Here is a 21981-nt window from a genome sequence, read left to right as displayed (position 1 = left end):
GTATAAAGATATTATGCAATTGTTGTGCAAAAATTTAATTATTGACATAAAAAGCTGCCTAAACCAGATGATTTAGGCAGCTTCTAACATTACTTTACTTTGGAGTTAAGATTGATTTGTAAAATAGTCTTCACTGAAGTTCATGATGAGATCAGAACCAGCTTCAACTTTCTTAATGCGAGCTTCTAACTCAGGCAAGATACGAGTCACAAAGTATTGAGCTAATGCAAGTTTGTTTTGATAGAAGTCACCTGACTTATCTTTAGCAGCAGCAGCAATTTTTGCAAACATGTAGCTGAAGCTGAGTAAGCCAACTGCATGTAAGTAATCTACAGCAGCAGAGTTAGGGAACTCTACATTTTCAGCTGCTTGTTCAATGATGAATTGAGTAACTGCTTCTACTTCAGTTGCTGCATCTAAAGTTGCATCTTTAATGAAGTTCAAATCTGCATCTAATGTATTTGCAAAGTCACGAATTTCAGCAATGTATTCAGCGATGAAAGCACCACCATTCTTAATCACTTTACGACCGATTAAGTCTTGTGATTGAACGCCGTTTGTCCCTTCATAAATTTGAGAAATACGAAGATCACGGATGCACTGTTCCATACCCCATTCACGAATATAACCGTGACCACCAAATACCATTTGCGCATCTAAAGTTGCTTGGAATGCTGTATCTGTTAGATAAGCTTTAGCGATAGGTGTTAAAAGCGCAACACGGTCATTGGCTTTTTTAACAGCTTCAGCATCGGTTGAGAACTTCGTAATATCGAGCTGTTGGCCTACATAAACAGCAAATGCACGTGATGCTTCATTGTTAGCACGTACGTTTAGTAACATACGACGAACGTCACCGTGAACTAAAATGCTGTCTGCAGGTTTGCTTGGTGACTGAACACCTGAAGCGCTACGACCTTGTAAACGATCAGTGGCGTATTGTGCAGCATTTTGATAAGCAAATTCAGAAGCACCTAGACCTTGGATACCCATCGATAAACGTTCATAGTTCATCATGACGAACATCGCTGCAAGACCTTCATTTTCTTTACCAACGAGGAAACCTTTAGCACCGTCAAAGTTCATGACACAAGTCGCAGACGCTTTGATCCCCATTTTGTGTTCGATTGAACCGGCACCAACTAAGTTACGTTCGCCTAAAGAACCATCTTCATTTACAAGATACTTAGGTACGATAAATAAAGAGATACCACGTGAACCAGCAGGAGCATCAGGTGTTTTTGCAAGAACTAAGTGAATGATGTTTTCAGCTAAATCGTTGTCACCACCTGTAATAAAGATTTTTGTACCTGTGATGTTGTAAGTACCATCTTCATTACGTTCAGCTTTGGTTTTAATAATTCCTAAATCTGTACCTGCATGCGGTTCAGTTAAGCACATCGTACCAGACCATTCGCCAGAGTAGATTTTAGGTAAATAAGTTTCTTTTTGCTCTTGAGATGCATAGCTGTTTAATGCCATACCTGCACCCACAGAAAGAAGCGGGTAGAGCAAGAATGATGGATTGGTTGCGAATAACATCTCATCAGCAAGAACAGTCAGCATTTTTGGCATTGCCTGACCGCCCCATTCCTCATCAGCACCTAAGCCAATCCAACCACCTTCGGCATATTGACGGAAAGCATCTTTGAAACCAGCTGGAGTGAATACTTCACCATTTTCCCAACGAGCGCCTTCTTCATCACCTGTACGGTTAAGAGGATGAGTTACATTCTGCGCAAATTTAGCCATTTCTTCTAAAATAGCTTCAGCCGTTGCCGCATCTACATGAGCAAGTTTTTCATTAGCTTGCCAAAATTGTTCTGCGTTAAATACATCATTTAAGATGAATTTCATGTCTGCTAAAGGAGCATTGTAAATTGGCATAATCGTTCCCTTCTAGGCACAGGCTCTGTGCAAAGTGATCAAATAAAACGAACAAATAAATGAATAATCTAAATTTAGCATTGATTAAACAAAAAAAGGACGGTCAAAACTGACCAGTCCTTTTTTTGTGATGAACGTTGCATCTCACTCTAATCTATGATTAGAACGCGAAGTGTTCCGCATCAAGTTCAAACAATGGCGCAACACCAGTTGAAAGTACATCTACATGCGAGCGAACACGTGGCAGGATCTTCTTGAAGTAGAAGCGAGCAGTCGCTACTTTCGCATTGTAGAAGTCAACATCAGTTGAGCCTTCAGCCAGTTTCTCCTGAGCAACAAGTGCCATACGTGCCCATAGGTAAGCAAGTGTGACATAACCAGAGAAGTACATGTAGTCAACCGCAGCTGCACCAACTTCATCAGGGTTTTGCATTGCACGCATACCGATTTGCATCGTGATATCGCCCCATTCTTTGTTTGCAGCAGCCAATGGTGCAAGGAATTCTTGCATTGCTGCGTTGTCTTTGTTCGCTTCAACAAATTTATGGATGATCTTAGTGAAGTCTTTTAACATTGCACCTTGAGTTTGCAATACTTTACGACCTAACAAGTCAAGTGCTTGGATTTCAGTAGTACCTTCGTATAAGCAAGCAATACGTGTATCACGTACGATTTGCTCCATACCGTGCTCAGAAATAAAGCCATGGCCACCAAAGATTTGAACCCCATGATTTGCAGATTCGTAACCAGTTTCAGTTAAGAATGCTTTTGCAATTGGCGTCAATAAAGACAAGATGTTGTCAGAGAATTTACGATCTTCTTCAGTTGCACCTTGTTCAACGATATCTGCGTGTAGAGACAACAGATACACTAGTGCGCGACCACCTTCTGCAAATGCTTTCTGGGTCAACAGCATGTTACGTACCGCAGGATGCACAATGATTGGATCTGCTTCTTTTTCAGGCGCTTTAGGACCTGAAAGTGCACGCATTGCTAAACGATCTTTCGCATATGCTAAAGCACCTTGGAAAGAACCTTCAGATGCAGCAAGACCTTGAACTGCTGTACCAATACGTGCAGTGTTCATGAATGTGAACATGCAGTTTAGGCCGCGGTTTTCTGGTCCGATCAAGTAACCTTTTGCTTTATCAAAGTTGATCACACAAGTTGCGTTACCATGGATACCCATTTTGTGTTCGATCGAACCACAACGTACAGCATTGCGCTCGCCAACTGAACCGTCAGCATTGACATGGAACTTAGGTACGATAAACAGCGAGATACCTTTAGTGCCTTTAGGTGCTCCTGGTAAACGTGCAAGAACAATATGGACAATGTTCTCTGCCATGTCATGTTCACCAGCAGAGATAAAGATTTTCTCGCCAGAGATTGCATAGCTGCCGTCTGCTTGCGGTTCAGCTTTGGTGCGGATAATACCCAAGTCAGAACCTGCATGTGATTCAGTAAGACACATGGTACCTGTCCAAACACCAGATACTAGGTTGGGTAAATAAGTTGCTTTTTGTTCATCTGAACCGTGATGTTCTAAAGTACGTACCGCACCATGAGAAAGACCAGGGTACATACCCCAAGACCAGTTGGCAGTACCAACCATTTCAGAAATCACGTTTCCTAGAGAAACAGGTAGACCTTGACCGCCATATTGCTCTTCAGCAGAAAGAGATGGGAAACCAAGTTCGATATATTTTTGATACGCTTCTTTGAAACCAGTAGGCGTAGTGACAACACCGTCATTCCAAGTACAACCTTCACGGTCGCCTGATTGGTTGATAGGAGAAAGTTCATTCTCACAGAAATCTGCCGCTGCTTCTAAATATTGATCAACCAATTCACGGCTTACGGTGCCCTGAAATGCAGGCAGTTTTGCGTAATGTGCTTCAGCATTTAATAATTCGTGCAATACGAACTGCATATCACGTAAGGGTGCTTTGTATTGTGGCATAGCGGGTTCCTCAATACTGGTCAAACCAGAGTTATAATCTTAGTCAATGATAAATGTGCCCAATTAATGGCACCATTTTGTACCCCTAATCGTGCAACAAGTTATAGTTTGGTACAAGCTATTACAGGTCATTTCTTAGTGACTGCGAAGTCAAAGATTGTCATTTTGCCTGTATAAGCACTGAGATTGTATGTGTTTTTTCTAATTTTTACTTGTACTGCTTGTTTAAAATCGTAAGCAGCTGTGTAGTGGTTATTTTGATCTGAATTAATGATGATAATGTAAGTGAGATCATCGGAATCAATATTTTCACGATTTATTATGGCGCAACTTTGCAGACTTTCATCAGATTTTTATTTTTAGATTAATTTTTAGAAAATGAAAGTAACCAGTACTCTTGAGTAATTATTAGTTATGATTTTATAAGTGTCTCGTATGCATTGATAAAAAAAGGCGCTGTGAAACGCCGTAAGGAAGAGGGTTAAGTAGTTGGATGCATTTGACGCTTAAATTGTGATTGATCAGGGCTGAAACGGACTTCACAAGTACCTTCGATGACACGATTATTCCATTGAATATTCACGCGTTCACCAATGCGCTTTCCTTGACATGCTTGTTCGATCTTCGCTTTTTGAGCTTGATGATGTTGACGCATTTGTTCACGTTGTTCTAAACGCTGCTCACGCTTAGCTTGCCACTCGGCACGCTGTTCAGGGCTAAGATTTTGGCGCTGCATTGTATTATGTCGATGATGATCTCTATTCATATTTTGTTCAGCAGGCGTAGTGGATTGGCAAGCTGCTAAAGCTAGTGTTGAACCGAGAACTGTGCTTAAAATTGCAATCTGAGTCTTCTTCATTTTTTATCCAGTAAACTACTTGCTCATTGATGAGTTAAAGATTAGACAATAATGATGAAGAAACAATGGAGAGTTTTTTTCTGACATGTTGGTTACAATCAAAAGATAGATCCATGTTGAGACTATATATTTGAGTATTCGTCGTATTCCTATAGCTTTACGCTTATTCCTAACCGTCTTGTTAACAACGTTGTTGATCGCCACGATTAGTTTGGGGATTTTACATTGGACGATGCAAAAGAACTTTGCTCGATATGTTGCCGATGTGGAAATGCAAAAGTTAGATCGTTTGATTGCCAATTTGGGGAATGTATATAACGTTTATCAAGATTGGGGGAATGCGATTCAGGCGCAAATTTTACAAATCGAAGGAACTGCCGCACCAGATGACTATGATCGTTTATCACAGTGGTGGTTGCGTCGTCAGTACGACATTGCTTTGCAGCAAAGATACTTTAATGAACACACTTTATTAAGCATGTCTCCAAGCTTATCGCAAAATAATCAGGAAATAAGAAATCGCCAAATTTTTAATAGCGAAGAGCTGAATATCCTCAAGCAAAATCTGCCGTCGGAATATCAACCATTTGAGGGTTTAAAATTTCCATTAAGTCCAAGTCAATTTAAGTTAAAAAAAGATAGTTCTGAGCAAAAGTCTAATAAGCAAAATGATGATACTCAAAATGGAAAAAAACGTTTTGTTTCGATTCCAGATCGATTGGGATTGAGTTCTCGCTTGTCTCTTTATGATGCAAAACATCAATTTGTTGTTGGTGAACCCGCGACAGATCAAATCTCTTACCGTCCGATTATGGTCGGGCAACAAGTAGTGGGTTATTTAGGTTTAAAGCCTGTGCTTGATCAAGATGATGCCTCAAGTATTAATTTCTTTAGTAATCAGAAACGTTATTTATTCTTGGTTTATGTGCTGACTGTATTGTCGAGTTTGGTTGCAGCATTGTTGATGGCAACTTATTTTAAAAAGCCAATCCAGCGCTTATTAAAAGCGACCTCAGAATTGACCAAGGGTAACTATCAACATCAGGTAGCGATTAAGCGTAATGATGAATTAGGTGATTTATCTAATCAGTTGAATCATTTGGCTGATATTTTGCATCAACATGAAGAGTCACGTCGTCAATGGGTTGCTGATACTTCGCATGAGTTAAAAACGCCTTTAGCTGTATTACAGGCACAAATTGAAGCGATGCAGGATGGGATTCGTAAGGCAACACCAGAGCACTTAAATGCCATGATGTTGCAAGTCTCTAGTTTAAAAAAATTAACTCAAGATTTAGCTGATTTGGCTCAAGCTGATGCTCAACAACTTAAATGTTATTTTGCTGATGTAAATCCTTGGGAGATTATTCAGCAAGAAGTTGAAAACTTTAAATCAACTTTTGAACAGCATCAGTTAGAAGTTTCACTTTCTGGCGAAGGAGCGATTCTTTCATTAGACCGAGATCGATTTAAGCAAATCATTGTTAACTTGTTAGGAAATAGTGTTCGCTATACCGAACAAGGTGGGAAAATACAGATTCATACTCAACAAAATGCTAAACAGTGGATATTGTATGTGGATGACAGCCCATTTGGTGTGAATGATGAGCAGTTAGCGCGTTTAGGCGAGCGTTTCTATCGTGTTGATGATTCTCGTACTCGGAGTACGGGAGGGACGGGTTTAGGCTTGGCTTTGTCTTGTAAATTGGCACAAGCATTGGGTGGTTCACTGACATTTGAGCATTCACCATTAGGTGGTTTGCGTTGTGTTCTGACTTTTCCAAAACAAATCAAATAACTTTTTATTCCTCTATTTCTGAGGATGTGATGTATAGGATGTAGACCATGAAACATATTATGTTGGTTGAAGATGAAGTAGAGCTAGCACAGTTGGTTCGAGATTATTTAGAGGCTGCTGGTTTTGAAGTCAGCATGTTTCATGATGGTCAAGATGCTTATACTCAATTTCAGCAACGCAAACCAAGCCTGATGATTTTAGATTTGATGGTGCCACGTATGGATGGATTAACGATTTGTCGTAAAGTCCGTGAGCAATCAGATTTACCAATTATTATGGTTACTGCACGTACTGAAGAAATCGATCGTGTGTTGGGGCTGAATATGGGGGCTGATGACTATATTTGTAAGCCATTTAGTCCGAAAGAGTTAGTTGCGCGAGTGCAAGCCGTGTTACGTCGCTTAGAGCGAAAAGCTGAGCCTGAACAGAATGATTTATTCCGTATTGATAAAGCTCAGCAACGAATTTGGTATCAACAAAAAGCGCTGACGCTAACGCCAACAGAGTTCCGTTTATTAGAATTGTTTTTAGAGCATTTAGGACAAGTCTATTCACGTGCGCAGCTTTTAGATCACATCAATCCTGACAGTTTTGATGTCGCGGATAGAGTGATTGATAGTCATATCAAAAACCTTCGTCGCAAAATCACAGAAGCTGCTGATACAGGTAATCGTCATGAGTGGATACAAGCCGTTTATGGGGTTGGTTATCGTTTTGAATACCCTGAATAATTTTATGCTAGCCTTATGTAGATCATAAGGCTAGCTTTTCTTTTTTAGAAACACACCAAGAAACACATGATTTGTGACTTATCTAAACTTACATTAATCGTATCGCCATCTTTGGGGATGGTCACAGGTTTCTCAAAAGAAGTCCCTTCTTTCACAATATAATTCCAGCGAGCAATTTGGTCGTTTGAGCCGACATATTGATTCCCCACATAAACATCAGTTCGCCCAACAACTTCAGTATGGCTAACATTTTTTTCATAAGAAAAATTTGCAATGAGAATGTATTCACCAGCAGGTAAGTTGGTAAATTTAAAACGTCCTTGATCATCTAAAATACGCGTAGACATGAAATGTTTGAGAATAGATTCTGGAATATGAGTTGGTAGCTTTTGATCACGTTTAACTTTTTCATACCATGCTTTAAATTCATCTGTCATCCAAATTAAACCAACGGCTTGTGTTCCTTTGGGTGGATATTGTTTTTTTGCAAGAATTGCACCTTTGTAAAATGCTTGTCCTGTGATCGTTGAATTACCAACAGGGCGAATTTCAGCTGTTGCTTGTTTCAATGATTTTATTTTGACCGCTTTACCCGAGAGACAATCCTGCATCGCTGTTCGTGCTTGAGCTAAACCATCATAGTCAAGTGTGTAAATCGTGGCATTGTTTAATTTTAATTGTAGGTTTTTTTCTTGATCACGCATAGATTTAAGCGTTTGCTGAATATCTCCTGTGTTAACTGCAAGCATACCTGTACTTGAACTTGGCAAAAGTTGAGCTTTTAGGGGGGTCGCAGCTAAATCTTGCTGTCGGAGTTCGACTCGCATCTCTTCTGCTGTATGCGTGGTAGGAATGCTTTTACCTTGAAATAGGATCGTTGCATGTGAAGTTTTTTTTGTAGCACCAAAAATAGAAAAACTGTTTTCAGTATCTTTAGTAGAAATAAATCGAATAGCACAGTTGAGTTTAGGCTGGTTTAAGTCTTGTTTTAGCATCCAAACGCCAAGAGGTGATCTTGAAATGATTTGTGTATCTTCGTCAAATGAAGGGGCGGCATGCAGCAGACACGAACTGGAAAGTGCAAAAGCAAATAGTATTTTGGTAAGTGTGTTGAAAGGCATCTGAAAACTAATCCTAATCATGTGTAGTTTATTGTTTTAAACCCAATTCGCTATGTTTCATTTCAATCTGAATGTATATGCTAAATTCACCATGAATTCTAGTCACAAAAGCTGAGTGCTGATCCAAAATTTAAAATCACCAAATCTTGGGAAGAGATTATATTGTGTTGTTTGAATTTTATACAAATTTTACTATCTTAGGCCTAAGACTTAAAAGACTAACAACGAATTTGATTGTGAGCTTATTTTTTACATAACTTTATTGGGGTGTTTGGATGTGTAGAATTCTTTCACAAGGAGATAAATCTAATAAGAAAAATGAGGCTTTAATTTTATCCTGTGGATAACCACAGTATTATCCACAGAAAATGTGGATAGTTTGATAATGATTTTGCAGAAATAATCTACTGGTAAAGTACTTAGAGAATCAATGAACGGTCTAGTATTAAGCGTATTTTATTAATTTACAAAAGCTTATGCTGATTTTTTAAGTGCTGGGGGGATATAAATCTAGATGATGAACTTATGCTGTGAATAAGCCTTGTCCAGTTTAATCACAATACTTGTCTCTAACACAGCTTCAATGCGCTTGATTCAATTATGGGTGAATAATGATTTGCGTGCCATTTTTAACAAGTTGCCAAATTTCATCCATATCAGCATTTGTCACTGCAATACATCCTAAAGTCCAATCTTTACGAGGCATATAAGTGGAACTCGCAGGGAATGATGTTGCAGGAGTAGGAACTGTGCCATGAATCATCACATCACCGCCCGCTGACTTTTGCCGTTGCTTTGCATAAGCGAGATCATTCGGATTTGGATAGGAGATATGCAAAGATTTATAATAAGCACTTTGAGGATTGCGCCAGTCAATTGTATAAGTGCCTTCTGGTGTTTTACCATCACCTTCAAATTGTTTATGCCCAATCGGATTGAAGCCTAAGCGAATCGGATAACTTCGAATGATTTGATCATGGTGTTTGAGTTTCAGTTGCCGTTGTTGTTTAAAAACTTCTATTGTGGTTACAGGCTTTGTTTTATTAATCTCTTCTATTTCTTGAGCTGAAAGAGCTGGGTGAATAGGAGCTAAGTTAGGAATAAACTTTTCATATTTATAAAAAGCTAATCCTAACAAAATAACTAGTAAGGCAAATCCAATAGCCAGCCCTAATTTCATAGAATATCTTCTATGATGAACAACTTACTGATATTTCAGGTACATCACTCGGAAGTGGGGCAGTATCTTGTTCAGTTTCTAAGTCTAGTTGTCGTGTGTAGGGTTGATTTAGCAACTTGAATAAACGATCAACTTCACTAAAGTCTCCACGTTCCGCTTGTTCAATGGCTTTTTGAGCCATGTGATTACGCAAAATGTATTGAGGATTCACTTGTTTCATTACAGCATCTAATTCATCTGTATCTTGATGTTCACGAATTGTTTGATACTGTTGGAGAAAGCTATCAAACTGACGGATATCTAAACAATCATCACGAAGAGTTTTATATTGCTTATCCTGAAGGCGAATAAAACTTTGCGTATAGTCCAGTTGTTCAGTTTGTAATATTCGTAAGAATGCAAAACTGCAATCCAAGCTGTCTTTATGGAAATGTGGTAGTCCCATTTTTTGGCACAAGCCTTGACCATAATGCTCTAAAAAAGCTGGCTCAAACTGTTCTAAACATTTTGCCAAATCCAGTTTGAACTGTTCTTTTTGTTCAGGTTTGGCTAGGGGAATCAGATTGTTTAACCACGTCCACAGATTCCAATGTCCAATGCTTGGTTGATTCTGATAGGTATAACGCCCCTGATAATCTGAGTGGTTATTGATCCAATTCGGACGGAAACGTTCCATAAACCCATATGGACCGAAATCTAAAGTTGAACCTGTGATATTGAGATTATCAGTATTCATCACACCATGAGCAAAGCCCACCAATTGCCATTTCGCGATCATGATAGCAGTACGCTCAATCACGCTTTGAGCAAATGCGAGTATTGGATCCTCTGATTGTAGGCATTCTGGATAATGCCATTCGATACATTTTTCAGTGAAATCGGTTAATAATTCAGGTGCGTATTGATTGATCCATTCAAAATGACCGAGACGAATATGACAATCCGAAGTGCGTAATAACATCGCACCAAGCTCTAAAGTTTCACGTTGTACGCCTTGCGTAGAGGTAGTGAAACCTACCGCATGACTTGAAGCTACACCAAGTGCATTGAGTGCATGACCCGCAAGATACTCTCGAATGACCGAGCGAAGAACAGCACGACCATCACCCATACGCGAGTAGGGAGTAGACCCAGCACCTTTCAAGTGTAAATCGATAGTTTCACCATGCTTATTGAGTATTTGTCCGATCAATAATCCTCGACCATCACCCAATTGTCCTGCCCATTGACCAAACTGATGACCCGCATAAACCATGGCTAAAGGTGGGAAGTCGGTAAAGGTTTTTTGACCGCTGCAAATTTCAACCCAGTTAGATTTATCATCTGCATTCCAAAGTAATTCATCTGCCAGAGCCTCATTAAAGTGACCTGCTTTTACACCACGTAAAGGGCTTGGTTGTTGCTGGTGATAGAGCTTAGGATTCAGTGAATTGTAACGGGGATTAAATTGCATAAAATAAGGTCAAGAGATGGGCTGAGTAATCACTATATCAAATATAGGTTTGAATAGGCGAATTGCTTATAGGCATAAAAAATGGCCTCATCGAGAGACCATTTTGATTGAGTAACTTGATTACTCTGAAACAGGTGCTTTTTTGATATTTCGAACTAAAGTTTCTAAGCATTCACGGTGATGAGCAAGACGATGCTCAAGCAGTTGGAAATCAACTTTAAGCTTATGATCCATTTGATGAATCTTTTCAGCCATAGCCGCTTTTTTAGTTTGAAGTTCTTGCTCTTTCAATTTAGCCCAATCATTTAAGGTATTGGTAAATGCTTCATATTCTTGAGCAATACGTTGTTTCATCTGAGCAATATCTGTATTGACATCATGACCATAAATCGCAAGGTCTTGTTCAGCATATTTAAACTTCATCGCAAGTTCGGCTTTTTGGATATTGAAGCTAGGAATGCGACGTAAGTTTTTGGCTAAACCAAGTTTAGAGCTTGTCCAAATTAACCATTTAGTAGGATCATATTGCCACCATTTCACGCCGTTACGGTAATCGTATTGGAAAATATGGTGATAATTATGGTAACCCTCACCCCAAGTGAGAATGGCTAAAATGAAATTGTCACGTGCTGTGTTTTCGTCAGTATATGGACGTTTGCCCCACATGTGACAAAGAGAGTTGATGAAGAAGGTAACGTGATGGCTAATGAATAAACGAATTAAACCACCAAGTAGTAATACGCCCCAAACATCGCCAACAAGCCAACCGATTGGTAATAGAAGGCCTGCATGCACTGCGATCACTAATGGAACATAATATTTATGTTGGAACATGACGAGCTTGTCATTTAACAAGTCAGGTGCATTTTTATAGTTTGGTTCAGCCGCAGGGTAGTTACGCAACATCCAACCCATGTGTGCATACCAAAAACCGTTATTGATCGAATAAGGATCTTGATCGACATCATCAACATGGCGGTGATGAGTACGATGACCTGAAGCCCAAAACAAAATACTGTTTTGAACCGCAAAAGTACCAGCAATCATAAGTAAGATTTTAAGAGGTAAAGCTGCTTCATAAGCACGGTGTGCCCATAAACGGTGGTAGCCAGCGGTAATACCTAAACTGCTTACAGCCAGTAAAAAGAACATGCTAATCCATGCGCCCATACTGAAGTCATGATGGTAGCTATAGATTGGAACCGTAATTAGCGCAACGATTGGTAAAAATACCAATGCAAAAATTGCAATCCAATTAATGGGTGCTTTCTTGAGTGGGGCGGAATTCATATCCGTCAGCGCTCCTAATAACCTTGTTTGCACAAGATAATAAAACTAAACGAGATAGCAAAACCAATCATGACGATATATTGCTATTTTATCACTGATATTAGCATGCCCAGATTCATAAGCACTAGTATTATTGTACAGTTGTATCGAAAGAACAGTAACAGAATTCATTTGTTAATATGGTCAATGAATTATAGTTAAGTCTTTATAAAATCGATACAGCCCATATCATAAAATAGTTTAGGTAGATTATTCTCCATCCACCCTTGGCGTAGAAACTTAGCCTGTGCCCACTTCTTCTCGATAGGGTTTAGATCAGGGCTGTACGGTGGTAGCCAAAGAATACGATGGCCATGTCTGTTGAGTAGCTTTTGAATACGTTTGCTTTTATGAAACCGAGCGTTATCCATGACAATCACGCATTTAGTCTTGAGACTTGGAATTAAAGTGTGTTTGCACCAGTCGTAGAATATGGTGCCATTGATGTTCTGCTCAAAGTAATCAAGCGCAAAAAGCATTTTTTCATAGAGAGCTCCGATGACGTTGGTTCGCTTTTTTGCTTGCCAGTTGTAGCTATCGATACAGGGTGTACCAATCGGTGCATAGCCATGAGAACGAATGGTTTCAGCCTCAAAACCGCTTTCGTCCATATACACAATGGGATAACCTTGCTGTTTAAAGTTATCAAGCTTACTCTGATACGCCGCTCTTTTTATTGGACATGCTTTTGGATGTTCCAAGGTCTTTTTTTTGACTGACACCAAGACGCTTTAAAGCATTAAAGATGCCCGTTTTACTACAGTTCAAGCGACGAGCTCTTTCATAGTTATAATCATCTGGGTATCTTTTTACGTCTTCAATCAATGCGTCATCAGGTATTTTAGTCGGTGCTTTATTTCTGGTTGTTTTAGGCGCTAATTTCTTCTGCCAGCTGTGAATGGTGCTGGTGCTAAGTCCATAAAATAGCGCAGCTTCTCGTATGGTCATACCATCAGCAATGCTAGAAAGTACCTGTTTGCGATAGTCTATTGAATAAGTCATTGTTTATTTCATTAATTAAGATTGTTATAAATATTGTATCGGTTTTATTTGGATTAGACTATAAAAGGTGAACTAAATCAATGTCTGAGCAAATTACCGTGAAAAATATCATTTCTTATTTGAAGGCATTTTTTAACAAAAGTTTAATCATATCGACAGCTCTTGTGATTTCGGCTTGTCAAAGCCAACCACAAACGACCCAGTCTAAAACCTTGCAGCCAAAACGTGTGAATCAACTTCCAACGCTACAAGTTCGCAAGAGTACAGATGGTGTGCAAGATGTAACATGGCAAATTACTCACATTCATAACAAAAGGGCATTATTCTTTAATCAATATCCAAATTTCGCTCTTAATTCAGCAACAAATCTAGTCTCTGGTCATACAGGGTGTAATAACCTATATGGTCGTTATACGTATAACTTTGCGCAACACAGATTAGATTTTGATGTGATGGCTGGACACAATAGTTGTGACAAGGCTTTGGCCCAAGAAGCTGATTTAATGGACTCCATGCAGCGTGTGAAAAAGTTTCAGTTTGATGGGACGAATTTATATTTGTTAGATGAAAAAGGTCAGCGCCTAATTCAAGCCCAACGCCAAAGATAAAGACGACTTAAGTCGTCTTTTTTTTAGAGTTTGAGGTGTTGCAGCATGAGTTGAGGGACATCTGTAATCAACCCCTCTATACCGAGTTGTTGAAGATGTTTTGCTCGATCAATGTCATTCACAGTCCAAACACTGGTTTTTAAATTCGCATGTTGGGTGAGCTGGATGATCTCATCAGTGGCAAGCTGGTCTTTCCAACCTATTTGCTGACATTCATATTGTTGAGCAAGTTCAATGGCATATTCACCAATCGGGATTTCAACCAACAAACCGCGTTTATAGTGACTACGAATGTGTTGTAAGGCAGCTAAAATTTTGACATCAAAGCTAGTGATCGTTGCTGAAGTCTCAAAACCTTTTAAATCTTGATGTAATTGCTCGATCAGGCGTTCGGCAGCAGCTTCATCTGCGACTGCTTTGATTTCCACTTCGATGTGGTCAAAATCTGTTAGGCATTCTAATACATGCGGCAAACTTGGGGTGTATTCTTCAAATGTCCAATGCTGCCATTGATGGCGATGATCAAATTGTTGAGCTTCAGATAAATCGCAGCTTTCAACATGTTGTGCTCGACCTGTGGTACGCACAAAATCATCATCATGAATAACTACCAGTTGCCCATCTTTGAGTTGACGTACGTCAAACTCGACTGCACGTATCCCCAATCCATGTAGATAGCGAAATCCACCTAGTGTATTTTCAGGGGCTTCGCCTCGTGCACCACGATGACCAATGATTTGCATTTCGACTCACCTTAGAAATAATTATGCTTGTTCAATGCTGTCATTAATGTTCTTTTGCCAGAGTACTTCGCTACCGCCTTCTGCACGTTGCAAAGCACGGGAAGCAACAAATAACCAGTCTGATAGACGATTCAATAGCTGTAAAGCCGTTGCTTGAATATTTTGATCACGACTGTGTACCGACATTAACGCACGTTCAGCACGACGACATACAGCACGTGCCTGATGTGCATAGCTACATGCCAGACTACCTGAAGGTAAAATAAACTCTTTGAGCATCGGTAGCGATTCGTTCATTTGATCAATTTCTTTTTCAAGGAATTCAATACAAATCGGTTGGAGTAAATGATAGTTTGGAATACAAACCTCACCGCCTAAATCGAATAGCCAGTGTTGAATAAGACTTAAGCTTTTGTCCCATTGGGCTTTGCTTTCTATTTGGCTAGCTGTGATCTGAGCACGAAGTACACCAATCGTTGCATTCAGTTCATCAACATCACCTAAGGCTGTAATACGCAAATCATCTTTAGCTACACGTGAACCATCTCCAAGCCCTGTTGTACCTGAGTCGCCAGTGCGAGTGTAGATTTTACTTAAACGATGTCCCATCAAACTGTCCTACCAATAAAAAGGGGATAATGTCGGTCAAAACATTACCCCGAAAATGGAGTTAATAAAATATTTTTAGGATATTATTGCGCGATTAATAACGGAACGTAACACCTGCTGAAGCTAGACGACCACCGTTAACGTAGTAAACACCACCACCGTTATAAGCGGTTTTGTAGTTCACATCACCGATGTTCTCGAGATTAGTGAAGATTCTGATCATTGGCGTTGGTTGCCAATATGCATTGACATTAGTAGTTACGTAACCTGGTGTTGTGGTTGGAGTTGTTGAAGGCCAGTCGGCAAAATCTTTAGATTTAGATTTCGCAACGATAGATGCTGAAATACCGTAGATTCCATCATCCCAACCAGTGGTTAAAGTAAAGCTTTGTTTCGGACGACGATTTAACTCTTTATTTGTTTCATCATCTTTGGCTTGAACATAGGCATATGTTGTATTTAAAAACAACTCATCTTGTTGCCACTTAAATGATGCTTCGCCACCTGTAAACGTTGCTTTGTTAACATTAATCAGTTTGCCTGCTTGGAAGCTAATTAAATTATCCACTTTGTTACGGTAAACCGATAACCCCAAATCAATACCATAGTTTAGCTTTTGGTCTACACCAATTTCATAAGAAAAACTTTCTTCTGGTTTTAGGTCAGGATTGGCGCCCCAAGACATCGCATACAAGTCATTTGTAGTTGGCGCACGGAATGCAGAGCCAATATTCGCATAAACACTTGTTAGTGGTAATACTTGGTATCTGATTGCACCTTGACCTACAGTATGTGTACCAAACTTATCGTTATCCTCTACACGAACGCCAACTTGAGTTTCTATGCCATCTTGCTGGTATTGATGTTGAAGAAAATAACCAACTGTATCGATAGATTCTTTGTATTTTACGTCTTCTCCACCCCAAAGATTTTTAGAGTACACATCACCTTTAATGTCTTTAAAGGTTGAACCCAATAAAATGTTTTGTGCAGGTGTGAATTGCCATTTTGTATAGAGTTCCGCCTCTTGAGTCGTGCTATATACGTAGTCAGCAGAATTATTTTGATTTAGGTCGTCTTTATACTGTGATAGTCGTGCATGTACAGCTAAGTTCTCTAGAATATTGGCACGCGCTTTTAGGTTAATCGCTTCATTTTTAAAGTCTTGAGAAACTAAATTGCCGTAATTGTCGTAGTCACTGTAGCCTTCATTTTCACTATAATCAACAGAAGCAGCATAGTTTTCTTGTTCTACACCAATTTTTGCACTATAGCCTTTTTGATCAAAACTCGCTTTCTTCGAGTTTTTAGCATCAGTGACAGGCGTACCATCAGTTTCTAAACGTTGACCACGCAGTTGTGCATAAAAACCATTTTCTGCTAGGTCTGCACCAATTACAGATTTATAAGTTTTATTTTCACCCATCTCACCTGTTACAAAAGCTGAAGTTTTTTCAGGTGTTTTTGAGATGAGTTGCACTACACCGCCAATAGCATCAGCACCGTATAAAACAGATGCTGGACCTTTTAATACTTCAATTTGTTTGATGTCAGTGGTATCAATAAATGGAAGAGAAGCTGCGCCAGATGTATTTGAGTTAAGGCGAACACCATCTCTTAATAATAGTGTGTGATTTGAATTAGTGCCTCGTAAAAAGATTGAGGCTGCTTGTCCGTATCCACCGCTTTGGACCATATTGATTGAGGCATCTGTTTGTAACAATTGCGGTAATGATGCAATTGGAGATTGCTCAAGAATCTTCGGTTCTATGATGTTGATACGGGCAGGGACATCACTAATTTTTTGTTCTGTACGTGTTGCTGTGACAACGATCGTATCGAGTGATGCAGTTTTATTAGTTGATACGGTTTGAGCAAAAGCAGTTGAACTTAACCCCATCGCAATAGCGATAGCCCCAGCCAAATGTGCCGGTTTTAAATGTGTAGACATGATGTCGCTCCATACATTCACCCATCGTGAATGTTAACGTGGAAGTAAACAACAAGCAGGTCTCCGGACTTCACTATATCATCACAATCGTGATGCTATTAATCATCTTCCCACATCATTCAGATGCAGTGATTTGGCTTAGAGCTGAGATTAATAATTCGGTGTTACCGTTGCGAGGGCAGTGTTGGATTTGCACCAACTTCCCTATAAGCAAAAGAATTTGCTTTAGACTTGTTGCGAGATTGAGCGCAGTATAAAGTGTTCACGTTTTTTAAACAATCGCATTTCAGACTGAACTTTGCCCCAAGCTGGTTAAATTGGATTACAATGCGGTGCAATCAAATTTTAATGCTAAAATTGGACTTATTATGCGCCAAATTCAAAGCCGAACTCGCGCCAAGATTTGTGGCATCACACGTGCACAAGATATTCAAGCCGCAATAAGTGCTGGCGCAGATGCAATTGGTTTGGTTTTTTTCCCTCCGAGTCCAAGGCATGTCACTATTGAAAATGCACAGGAACTTGCGAATCTCGTTCCTCCCTATGTGCAATTGGTGGGTTTATTTGTCAATGCAAGTGCACAAGAAATCCAAGCGGTGCTTGATTCAGTTCCTTTAGATGTATTACAACTACATGGCGATGAAACCCCTGAGCAATGCCAACAAATTGCTGCGCAATGTAAGCGCCGTTGGTACAAAGCGATTCAAGTTAAGCCTGATTTAGATGTTGTGACTGAAATTCAACGTTATGAAGCTGCGGGAGCCAGTGCAGTACTTTTAGATGCATGGCATCCTCAGTTAAAAGGTGGGACGGGGCATTGTTTCGATTGGAATCAATTTCCTCAACTTGATATCCCACTGATTTTGGCAGGCGGTCTAACCCCTGAAAATGTGAGTGAAGCTATACACACTACGGCTGCTTTTGCTGTAGATGTGAGCGGAGGCGTAGAGTCCGCAAAAGGTATAAAAGACCAACAACTCATTGAAAAATTTATGCAAGGAGTCCAACGTGGATCAGCAAAATAATGTGATTGACTACACCCAGTTTCCAGATGCTCAAGGGCATTTCGGTATTCATGGTGGACGTTTTGTGTCAGAAACGCTGATGGCTGCGCTTGAAGATTTAGAAAATCTTTATAATCGTATGAAAAATGATGAAACGTTTTTGGCTGAGTTTGATCGTGATCTTGCGTACTATGTTGGTCGTCCTAGTCCTCTTTATCATGCTGAGCGATGGTCTCAGCACCTCGGCGGTGCGCAAATTTACTTAAAACGTGAAGACCTAAACCATACTGGCTCTCACAAAGTAAATAACACGATTGGTCAGGCATTATTGGCAAAACTTTCGGGCAAAAAACGAATCATTGCTGAAACAGGTGCTGGTCAACATGGTGTAGCAACCGCAACAATCGCTGCTCGCTTGGGTATGGAGTGCGTGGTGTACATGGGTGCTGAAGACGTAAAGCGTCAAGCAATGAATGTATATCGTATGCGTTTGCTTGGCGCAAAAGTTGTACCAGTGCAAAGCGGATCCAAAACTTTAAAAGATGCATTGAATGAAGCGATGCGTGATTGGGTAACTAATGTCGATACGACATATTACGTAATTGGTACAGTTGCAGGGCCACACCCATATCCACAACTTGTACGTGATTTCCAGTCGATTATTGGACGCGAAGCGCGTCGCCAAATCCTTGAGCAAGCGGGTCGTCTTCCTGATGCATTAGTTGCTTGTGTCGGTGGTGGTTCAAATGCGATGGGCTTGTTCTATCCATTCCTGAATGATCAAGATGTCAAAATGTATGGCGTTGAAGCTGCTGGTTACGGTATTGAAACAGGTAAACATTCTGCTCCATTGAATGCAGGTCATGTTGGTGTATTGCATGGTAACCGTACTTACCTCATGTCTGATGCACAAGGTCAGATCATTGAAACACACAGTATTTCTGCAGGTTTGGATTATCCAGGTGTTGGACCAGAACACAGTTTCTTGAAAGATATGAAACGTGTTGAATATGTTCCGATTAAGGATGATGAAGCTCTGCAAGGTTTCCGTGATCTCACCAAAATTGAAGGGATTATTCCTGCTTTGGAAAGTTCACATGCGATGGCGTATGTCACTAAACTGGCACCAACAATGTCAAAAGATCAAATCATCATTGCGACTGTTTCAGGTCGTGGTGATAAAGATTTAATGACGGTAGCCCGTATTGATGGCGTCGAAATGGTTGAGATGTAAGTCAACAGCATGCCAAGTTTGTTTATGGTGATGTTGGGTGGTCGACATGCTAAAGCCATTACCGAAGTCCATGATGTGGTTATGGCAATCGGTGATGATGTGCAGGAGATCATTCCTCAACTGAAGCAAGCTTGGTTTGGTGAGTTGAAGGGTTTACATATTGACGCTTGGGCTCAGTTTTCTGGAGTTCAGACGCAAGGTGTAGCTTATCAAATTCACTTCGCGCTTGCTGCCCCAGCAGTAGACGAGCAAAAGTTATATTTGATCAATCTCGGCGGATATTCAACAAATCAATTTGGCGAGTTACATCGTTATCACTTGGTGGTTGCTAAAAATACTACTCAAGCTAAACAGATTGCGAAGCAGTTGATACCACCAGAGTGGGGCAAACCACATACTGACCGTGTTATTGAGGTGGATGATTGTATCCCAATCGATCATGTTGCAGGGCGTTATGTGCATTTAGTGAAAGGTCTATTTAAGCCGATAACTTGGCAAAATACTTATCTTCCAATTGATTAAATATCATAAAAAATGGGGGGCGAAAGCTTCCCCATTTTTTTATGTGAACTACTGAATAACTTTAATACGGTTGGTTTCAGGTGCTTGAACAGGTGAATTTTGGTTGATGTATTTTTCTAATGCATCAATGTCTTGTCCACCACCTACACGATTGGTTCCTTTTGTGAGTACAGTAAAGTTATCGCCACCATCTGCAATAAAACTATTTACGGTGACTCGATAAGATTTGCTATCCATTAAAGCCTGCCCAGAAATCATAATTTGAGTAGCACGTGGGACAGCAGTTGTATCTTTTTTATAAGTATAACTCAGCTCTTTAGACGGCTGTAATATACGAGGTCGATCAGCATTTGCCCCAGACCACTGTTGTTCTAAAAGTTCACGAATTTGTTGGCCTGTTAGGCTTAAAGTGATAATCGAATTACCAAAAGGTTGTACTGCAAATACATCTCCAAAAGTAATTTGATTATTACTGTTGGTTTGCAGGTCAGCACGTACCCCACCTGGATTCATTAAAGTGAAATCAGAGCCTTGATTACTTGCAGTTAAAGCTGCTGCTTGTTGGGCATCTGCAATTAAATTACCTAAAGCGGTTTCACCACTTTCAGCTGCATTTCGATTAATGACTGTGGTCGCAGTGCCTACGATACGTGCAGAAATTGTAGTTACAGCTTGACGATATTTATCAAGAATTGCTTCGATACTTGGTGTTTTGTTAAATTTCTCATATAAGTTAGTCAAGTTAACCGTAGTCGTTCCAGACGTATATGCTTCGCTTTGAATTGGTACCTGTTGAGCATCTTTCTTGATGATATCCCCAGTTTTACCATCGAGCTCAAGTTTAATGTTGGTAATTGCTGTGCCGTATTGTCCTGCTGAGGTCAATAGAAATGGCTTTTGTGGGTTTAAGGTTGAATAGTCACAGATATAAGACTGGTGGGTGTGTCCTGAAACCACGACATCAACCGCAGTATCTAAACGATCTAATATTCCAGTCAAAGGTCCACTTAATCCTGCGCAGGTTTTCGCATTAAATTTAGTACTTGGCGCTACACCTTCATGTACCACTACAACAATTGCTTCAACCCCTTGCTTTTTTAACTCAGGTATAAGTGAATTGACAGTCTCGGCTTCATCATGAAAATCAACATCTTTGATACCTGCCGCTGAGACAATTGTTGGTGTTGCTTCTAAGGTCAAACCAATAAATGCAACAGGGATATTGCCATAGCGCTTAATTTTATATGCAGGAAATAGTGTTCTTTTGGGATCAGCTTTCAAAGAGACATTTGCTGCTAAAAAGTTAAATTTTGCACCAGCGAAATCTTTGTTAATTTGGCAAGGTTTAGTGGTGGTATATTGCTGACAACCACCATTTTGCAAACGACGTAATTCATCAGTTCCACGATCAAATTCATGATTACCAACCGCGTTAAAATCAATTTTGATTTCATTCATGGTTTCAATGGTCGGTTCATCCAAGAATAGGGATGAGGTAAGTGGCGAGGCACTAATTAAATCACCCGCAGATACCACGGCATTGTTAGGATATTGAGCACGGAGTTTATTGATTGCATCTGCAAAATAACTGACACCACCTACAGGAATTCGTACCGATTTATTCGTGTCAGTGGGGTCTTCAGCCTCAATAAAACGTTTTGGTGGTTCCAAATTACCGTGAAAATCATTGAAAGCTAAAATATTAATACTTTGATTTTGTCGTTCTGGTTGGGTTGCAGAACTATTTTGATCATCGTTGTCGTTACATGCTGTCAGTGCTAATACTATGAATCCCAATGCGTTGACTTTTAATAATGGATGTAGAGTCATGTTTTTTGATCGAGTGGTATAAGATTGTTTTTTAAAATAAAACTTGAGTATGAATATTTGATGAAATATTAAGCTAAAATACATCTTGCTGCTCACTCGCATTAGTCTGAACTTATTTGAGTAATTTTGATGGTTCGAGATAATGCTTGAGAAATCA

The 21981-nt window shown here is 39.8% G+C and carries 19 protein-coding genes and 1 riboswitch; of the genes, 6 read left to right on the top strand and 13 right to left on the bottom strand.

The genetic code is table 11. The annotated features are described in order from the left end of the window. Positions 1-105: 105 nt before the first annotated feature. The 3 genes from Q9Q86_RS09710 to Q9Q86_RS09700 all read right to left on the bottom strand — a co-directional run bounded on the left by Q9Q86_RS09710 (position 106) and on the right by Q9Q86_RS09700 (position 4709). Positions 106-1887 carry an acyl-CoA dehydrogenase C-terminal domain-containing protein gene (locus Q9Q86_RS09710; protein WP_112987479.1) on the bottom strand — a complete coding sequence of 594 codons (1782 nt, stop codon included), beginning with the start codon at positions 1885-1887 and terminating at the stop codon, positions 106-108. Positions 1888-2047: 160 nt separating this feature from the next. After that, the gene (locus Q9Q86_RS09705; RefSeq protein WP_112987480.1) at positions 2048-3850 is read right to left on the bottom strand and encodes an acyl-CoA dehydrogenase C-terminal domain-containing protein; all 1803 of its coding nucleotides are present in this window, start codon (positions 3848-3850) and stop codon (positions 2048-2050) included. A 481-nt stretch (positions 3851-4331) separates the two neighbouring features. Beyond that, on the bottom strand, positions 4332-4709 hold the full coding sequence (locus Q9Q86_RS09700; RefSeq protein ID WP_112987481.1) for a heavy-metal resistance: 378 nt from the start codon (positions 4707-4709) through the stop codon (positions 4332-4334). A gap of 130 nt (positions 4710-4839) precedes the next feature. Here Q9Q86_RS09700 and baeS point away from each other — a divergent pair, with 130 nt between their 5' ends. Further along, entirely contained in the window at positions 4840-6507 is a 1668-nt protein-coding gene (gene baeS / locus Q9Q86_RS09695; protein ID WP_112987482.1) for a sensor histidine kinase efflux regulator BaeS, read from the top strand. A 47-nt stretch (positions 6508-6554) separates the two neighbouring features. Next, positions 6555-7238, top strand: coding sequence for a response regulator (locus tag Q9Q86_RS09690; protein WP_004908887.1), 684 nt, complete (start codon positions 6555-6557; stop codon positions 7236-7238). 44 nt (positions 7239-7282) lie between these two features. Here Q9Q86_RS09690 and Q9Q86_RS09685 read toward each other — a convergent pair whose 3' ends face one another. The 6 genes from Q9Q86_RS09685 to Q9Q86_RS09660 all read right to left on the bottom strand — a co-directional run bounded on the left by Q9Q86_RS09685 (position 7283) and on the right by Q9Q86_RS09660 (position 13323). Further along, complete coding sequence (locus tag Q9Q86_RS09685; RefSeq protein WP_112987483.1) at positions 7283-8359, bottom strand: hypothetical protein; 1077 nt, start codon at positions 8357-8359, stop codon at positions 7283-7285. A gap of 598 nt (positions 8360-8957) precedes the next feature. Then, positions 8958-9539: a murein L,D-transpeptidase family protein gene (locus Q9Q86_RS09680; protein ID WP_112987484.1), complete on the bottom strand. Its 582-nt coding sequence runs from the start codon at positions 9537-9539 to the stop codon at positions 8958-8960. Positions 9540-9549: 10 nt separating this feature from the next. Continuing rightward, positions 9550-10992 (bottom strand): YdiU family protein, encoded by a 1443-nt coding sequence (locus tag Q9Q86_RS09675; protein ID WP_112987485.1) that lies wholly within the window; start codon positions 10990-10992, stop codon positions 9550-9552. A 120-nt stretch (positions 10993-11112) separates the two neighbouring features. Next, positions 11113-12282, bottom strand: coding sequence for an acyl-CoA desaturase (locus Q9Q86_RS09670; RefSeq protein WP_004908876.1), 1170 nt, complete (start codon positions 12280-12282; stop codon positions 11113-11115). A gap of 197 nt (positions 12283-12479) precedes the next feature. Next, a complete protein-coding gene (locus tag Q9Q86_RS09665) occupies positions 12480-13022 on the bottom strand; it encodes an IS630 family transposase (RefSeq protein WP_305155981.1) in 543 nt (180 codons plus the stop codon). Continuing rightward, positions 12973-13323: an IS630 transposase-related protein gene (locus Q9Q86_RS09660; RefSeq protein ID WP_112987694.1), complete on the bottom strand. Its 351-nt coding sequence runs from the start codon at positions 13321-13323 to the stop codon at positions 12973-12975. The genes Q9Q86_RS09665 and Q9Q86_RS09660 overlap by 50 nt, the downstream gene beginning before the upstream one ends. Positions 13324-13403: 80 nt before the next feature. Between Q9Q86_RS09660 and Q9Q86_RS09655 the strand changes: the two genes are divergently transcribed. Next, on the top strand, positions 13404-13931 hold the full coding sequence (locus Q9Q86_RS09655) for an META domain-containing protein (RefSeq protein WP_112986218.1): 528 nt from the start codon (positions 13404-13406) through the stop codon (positions 13929-13931). A 23-nt stretch (positions 13932-13954) separates the two neighbouring features. Here Q9Q86_RS09655 and Q9Q86_RS09650 read toward each other — a convergent pair whose 3' ends face one another. From Q9Q86_RS09650 to Q9Q86_RS09640, 3 genes are all read right to left on the bottom strand, one after another. Then, entirely contained in the window at positions 13955-14674 is a 720-nt protein-coding gene (locus Q9Q86_RS09650; RefSeq protein ID WP_112986217.1) for a glycerophosphodiester phosphodiesterase, read from the bottom strand. 21 nt (positions 14675-14695) lie between these two features. After that, complete coding sequence (locus Q9Q86_RS09645) at positions 14696-15283, bottom strand: cob(I)yrinic acid a,c-diamide adenosyltransferase (RefSeq protein WP_004950418.1); 588 nt, start codon at positions 15281-15283, stop codon at positions 14696-14698. Between the two features lie 94 nt (positions 15284-15377). Continuing rightward, complete coding sequence (locus Q9Q86_RS09640; RefSeq protein WP_112986216.1) at positions 15378-17234, bottom strand: TonB-dependent siderophore receptor; 1857 nt, start codon at positions 17232-17234, stop codon at positions 15378-15380. 36 nt (positions 17235-17270) lie between these two features. Continuing rightward, positions 17271-17484, bottom strand: a riboswitch (cobalamin riboswitch). A 118-nt stretch (positions 17485-17602) separates the two neighbouring features. Between Q9Q86_RS09640 and Q9Q86_RS09635 the strand changes: the two genes are divergently transcribed. From Q9Q86_RS09635 to Q9Q86_RS09625, 3 genes are read left to right on the top strand one after another with little or no spacing between them, the layout of a single operon-like run. After that, a complete protein-coding gene (locus tag Q9Q86_RS09635) occupies positions 17603-18259 on the top strand; it encodes a phosphoribosylanthranilate isomerase (protein ID WP_112986220.1) in 657 nt (218 codons plus the stop codon). Further along, on the top strand, positions 18243-19472 hold the full coding sequence (gene trpB / locus Q9Q86_RS09630; RefSeq protein WP_004908869.1) for a tryptophan synthase subunit beta: 1230 nt from the start codon (positions 18243-18245) through the stop codon (positions 19470-19472). The genes Q9Q86_RS09635 and trpB overlap by 17 nt, the downstream gene beginning before the upstream one ends. 9 nt (positions 19473-19481) lie before the next feature. After that, positions 19482-19994, top strand: coding sequence for a DUF1543 domain-containing protein (locus tag Q9Q86_RS09625; protein ID WP_112986215.1), 513 nt, complete (start codon positions 19482-19484; stop codon positions 19992-19994). Positions 19995-20042: 48 nt separating this feature from the next. Here Q9Q86_RS09625 and Q9Q86_RS09620 read toward each other — a convergent pair whose 3' ends face one another. Beyond that, positions 20043-21824, bottom strand: coding sequence for a bifunctional UDP-sugar hydrolase/5'-nucleotidase (locus tag Q9Q86_RS09620; protein WP_112986214.1), 1782 nt, complete (start codon positions 21822-21824; stop codon positions 20043-20045). Positions 21825-21981: the final 157 nt, after the last annotated feature.

It is taken from the genome of Acinetobacter sp. A22, assembly GCF_030913345.1.
GTDB classification, from domain to species: Bacteria; Pseudomonadota; Gammaproteobacteria; order Pseudomonadales; family Moraxellaceae; genus Acinetobacter; species Acinetobacter junii.
The sequence above is the reverse complement of the archived record's forward strand: the minus strand, read 5'-3'. Positions and strand labels throughout refer to the sequence as shown.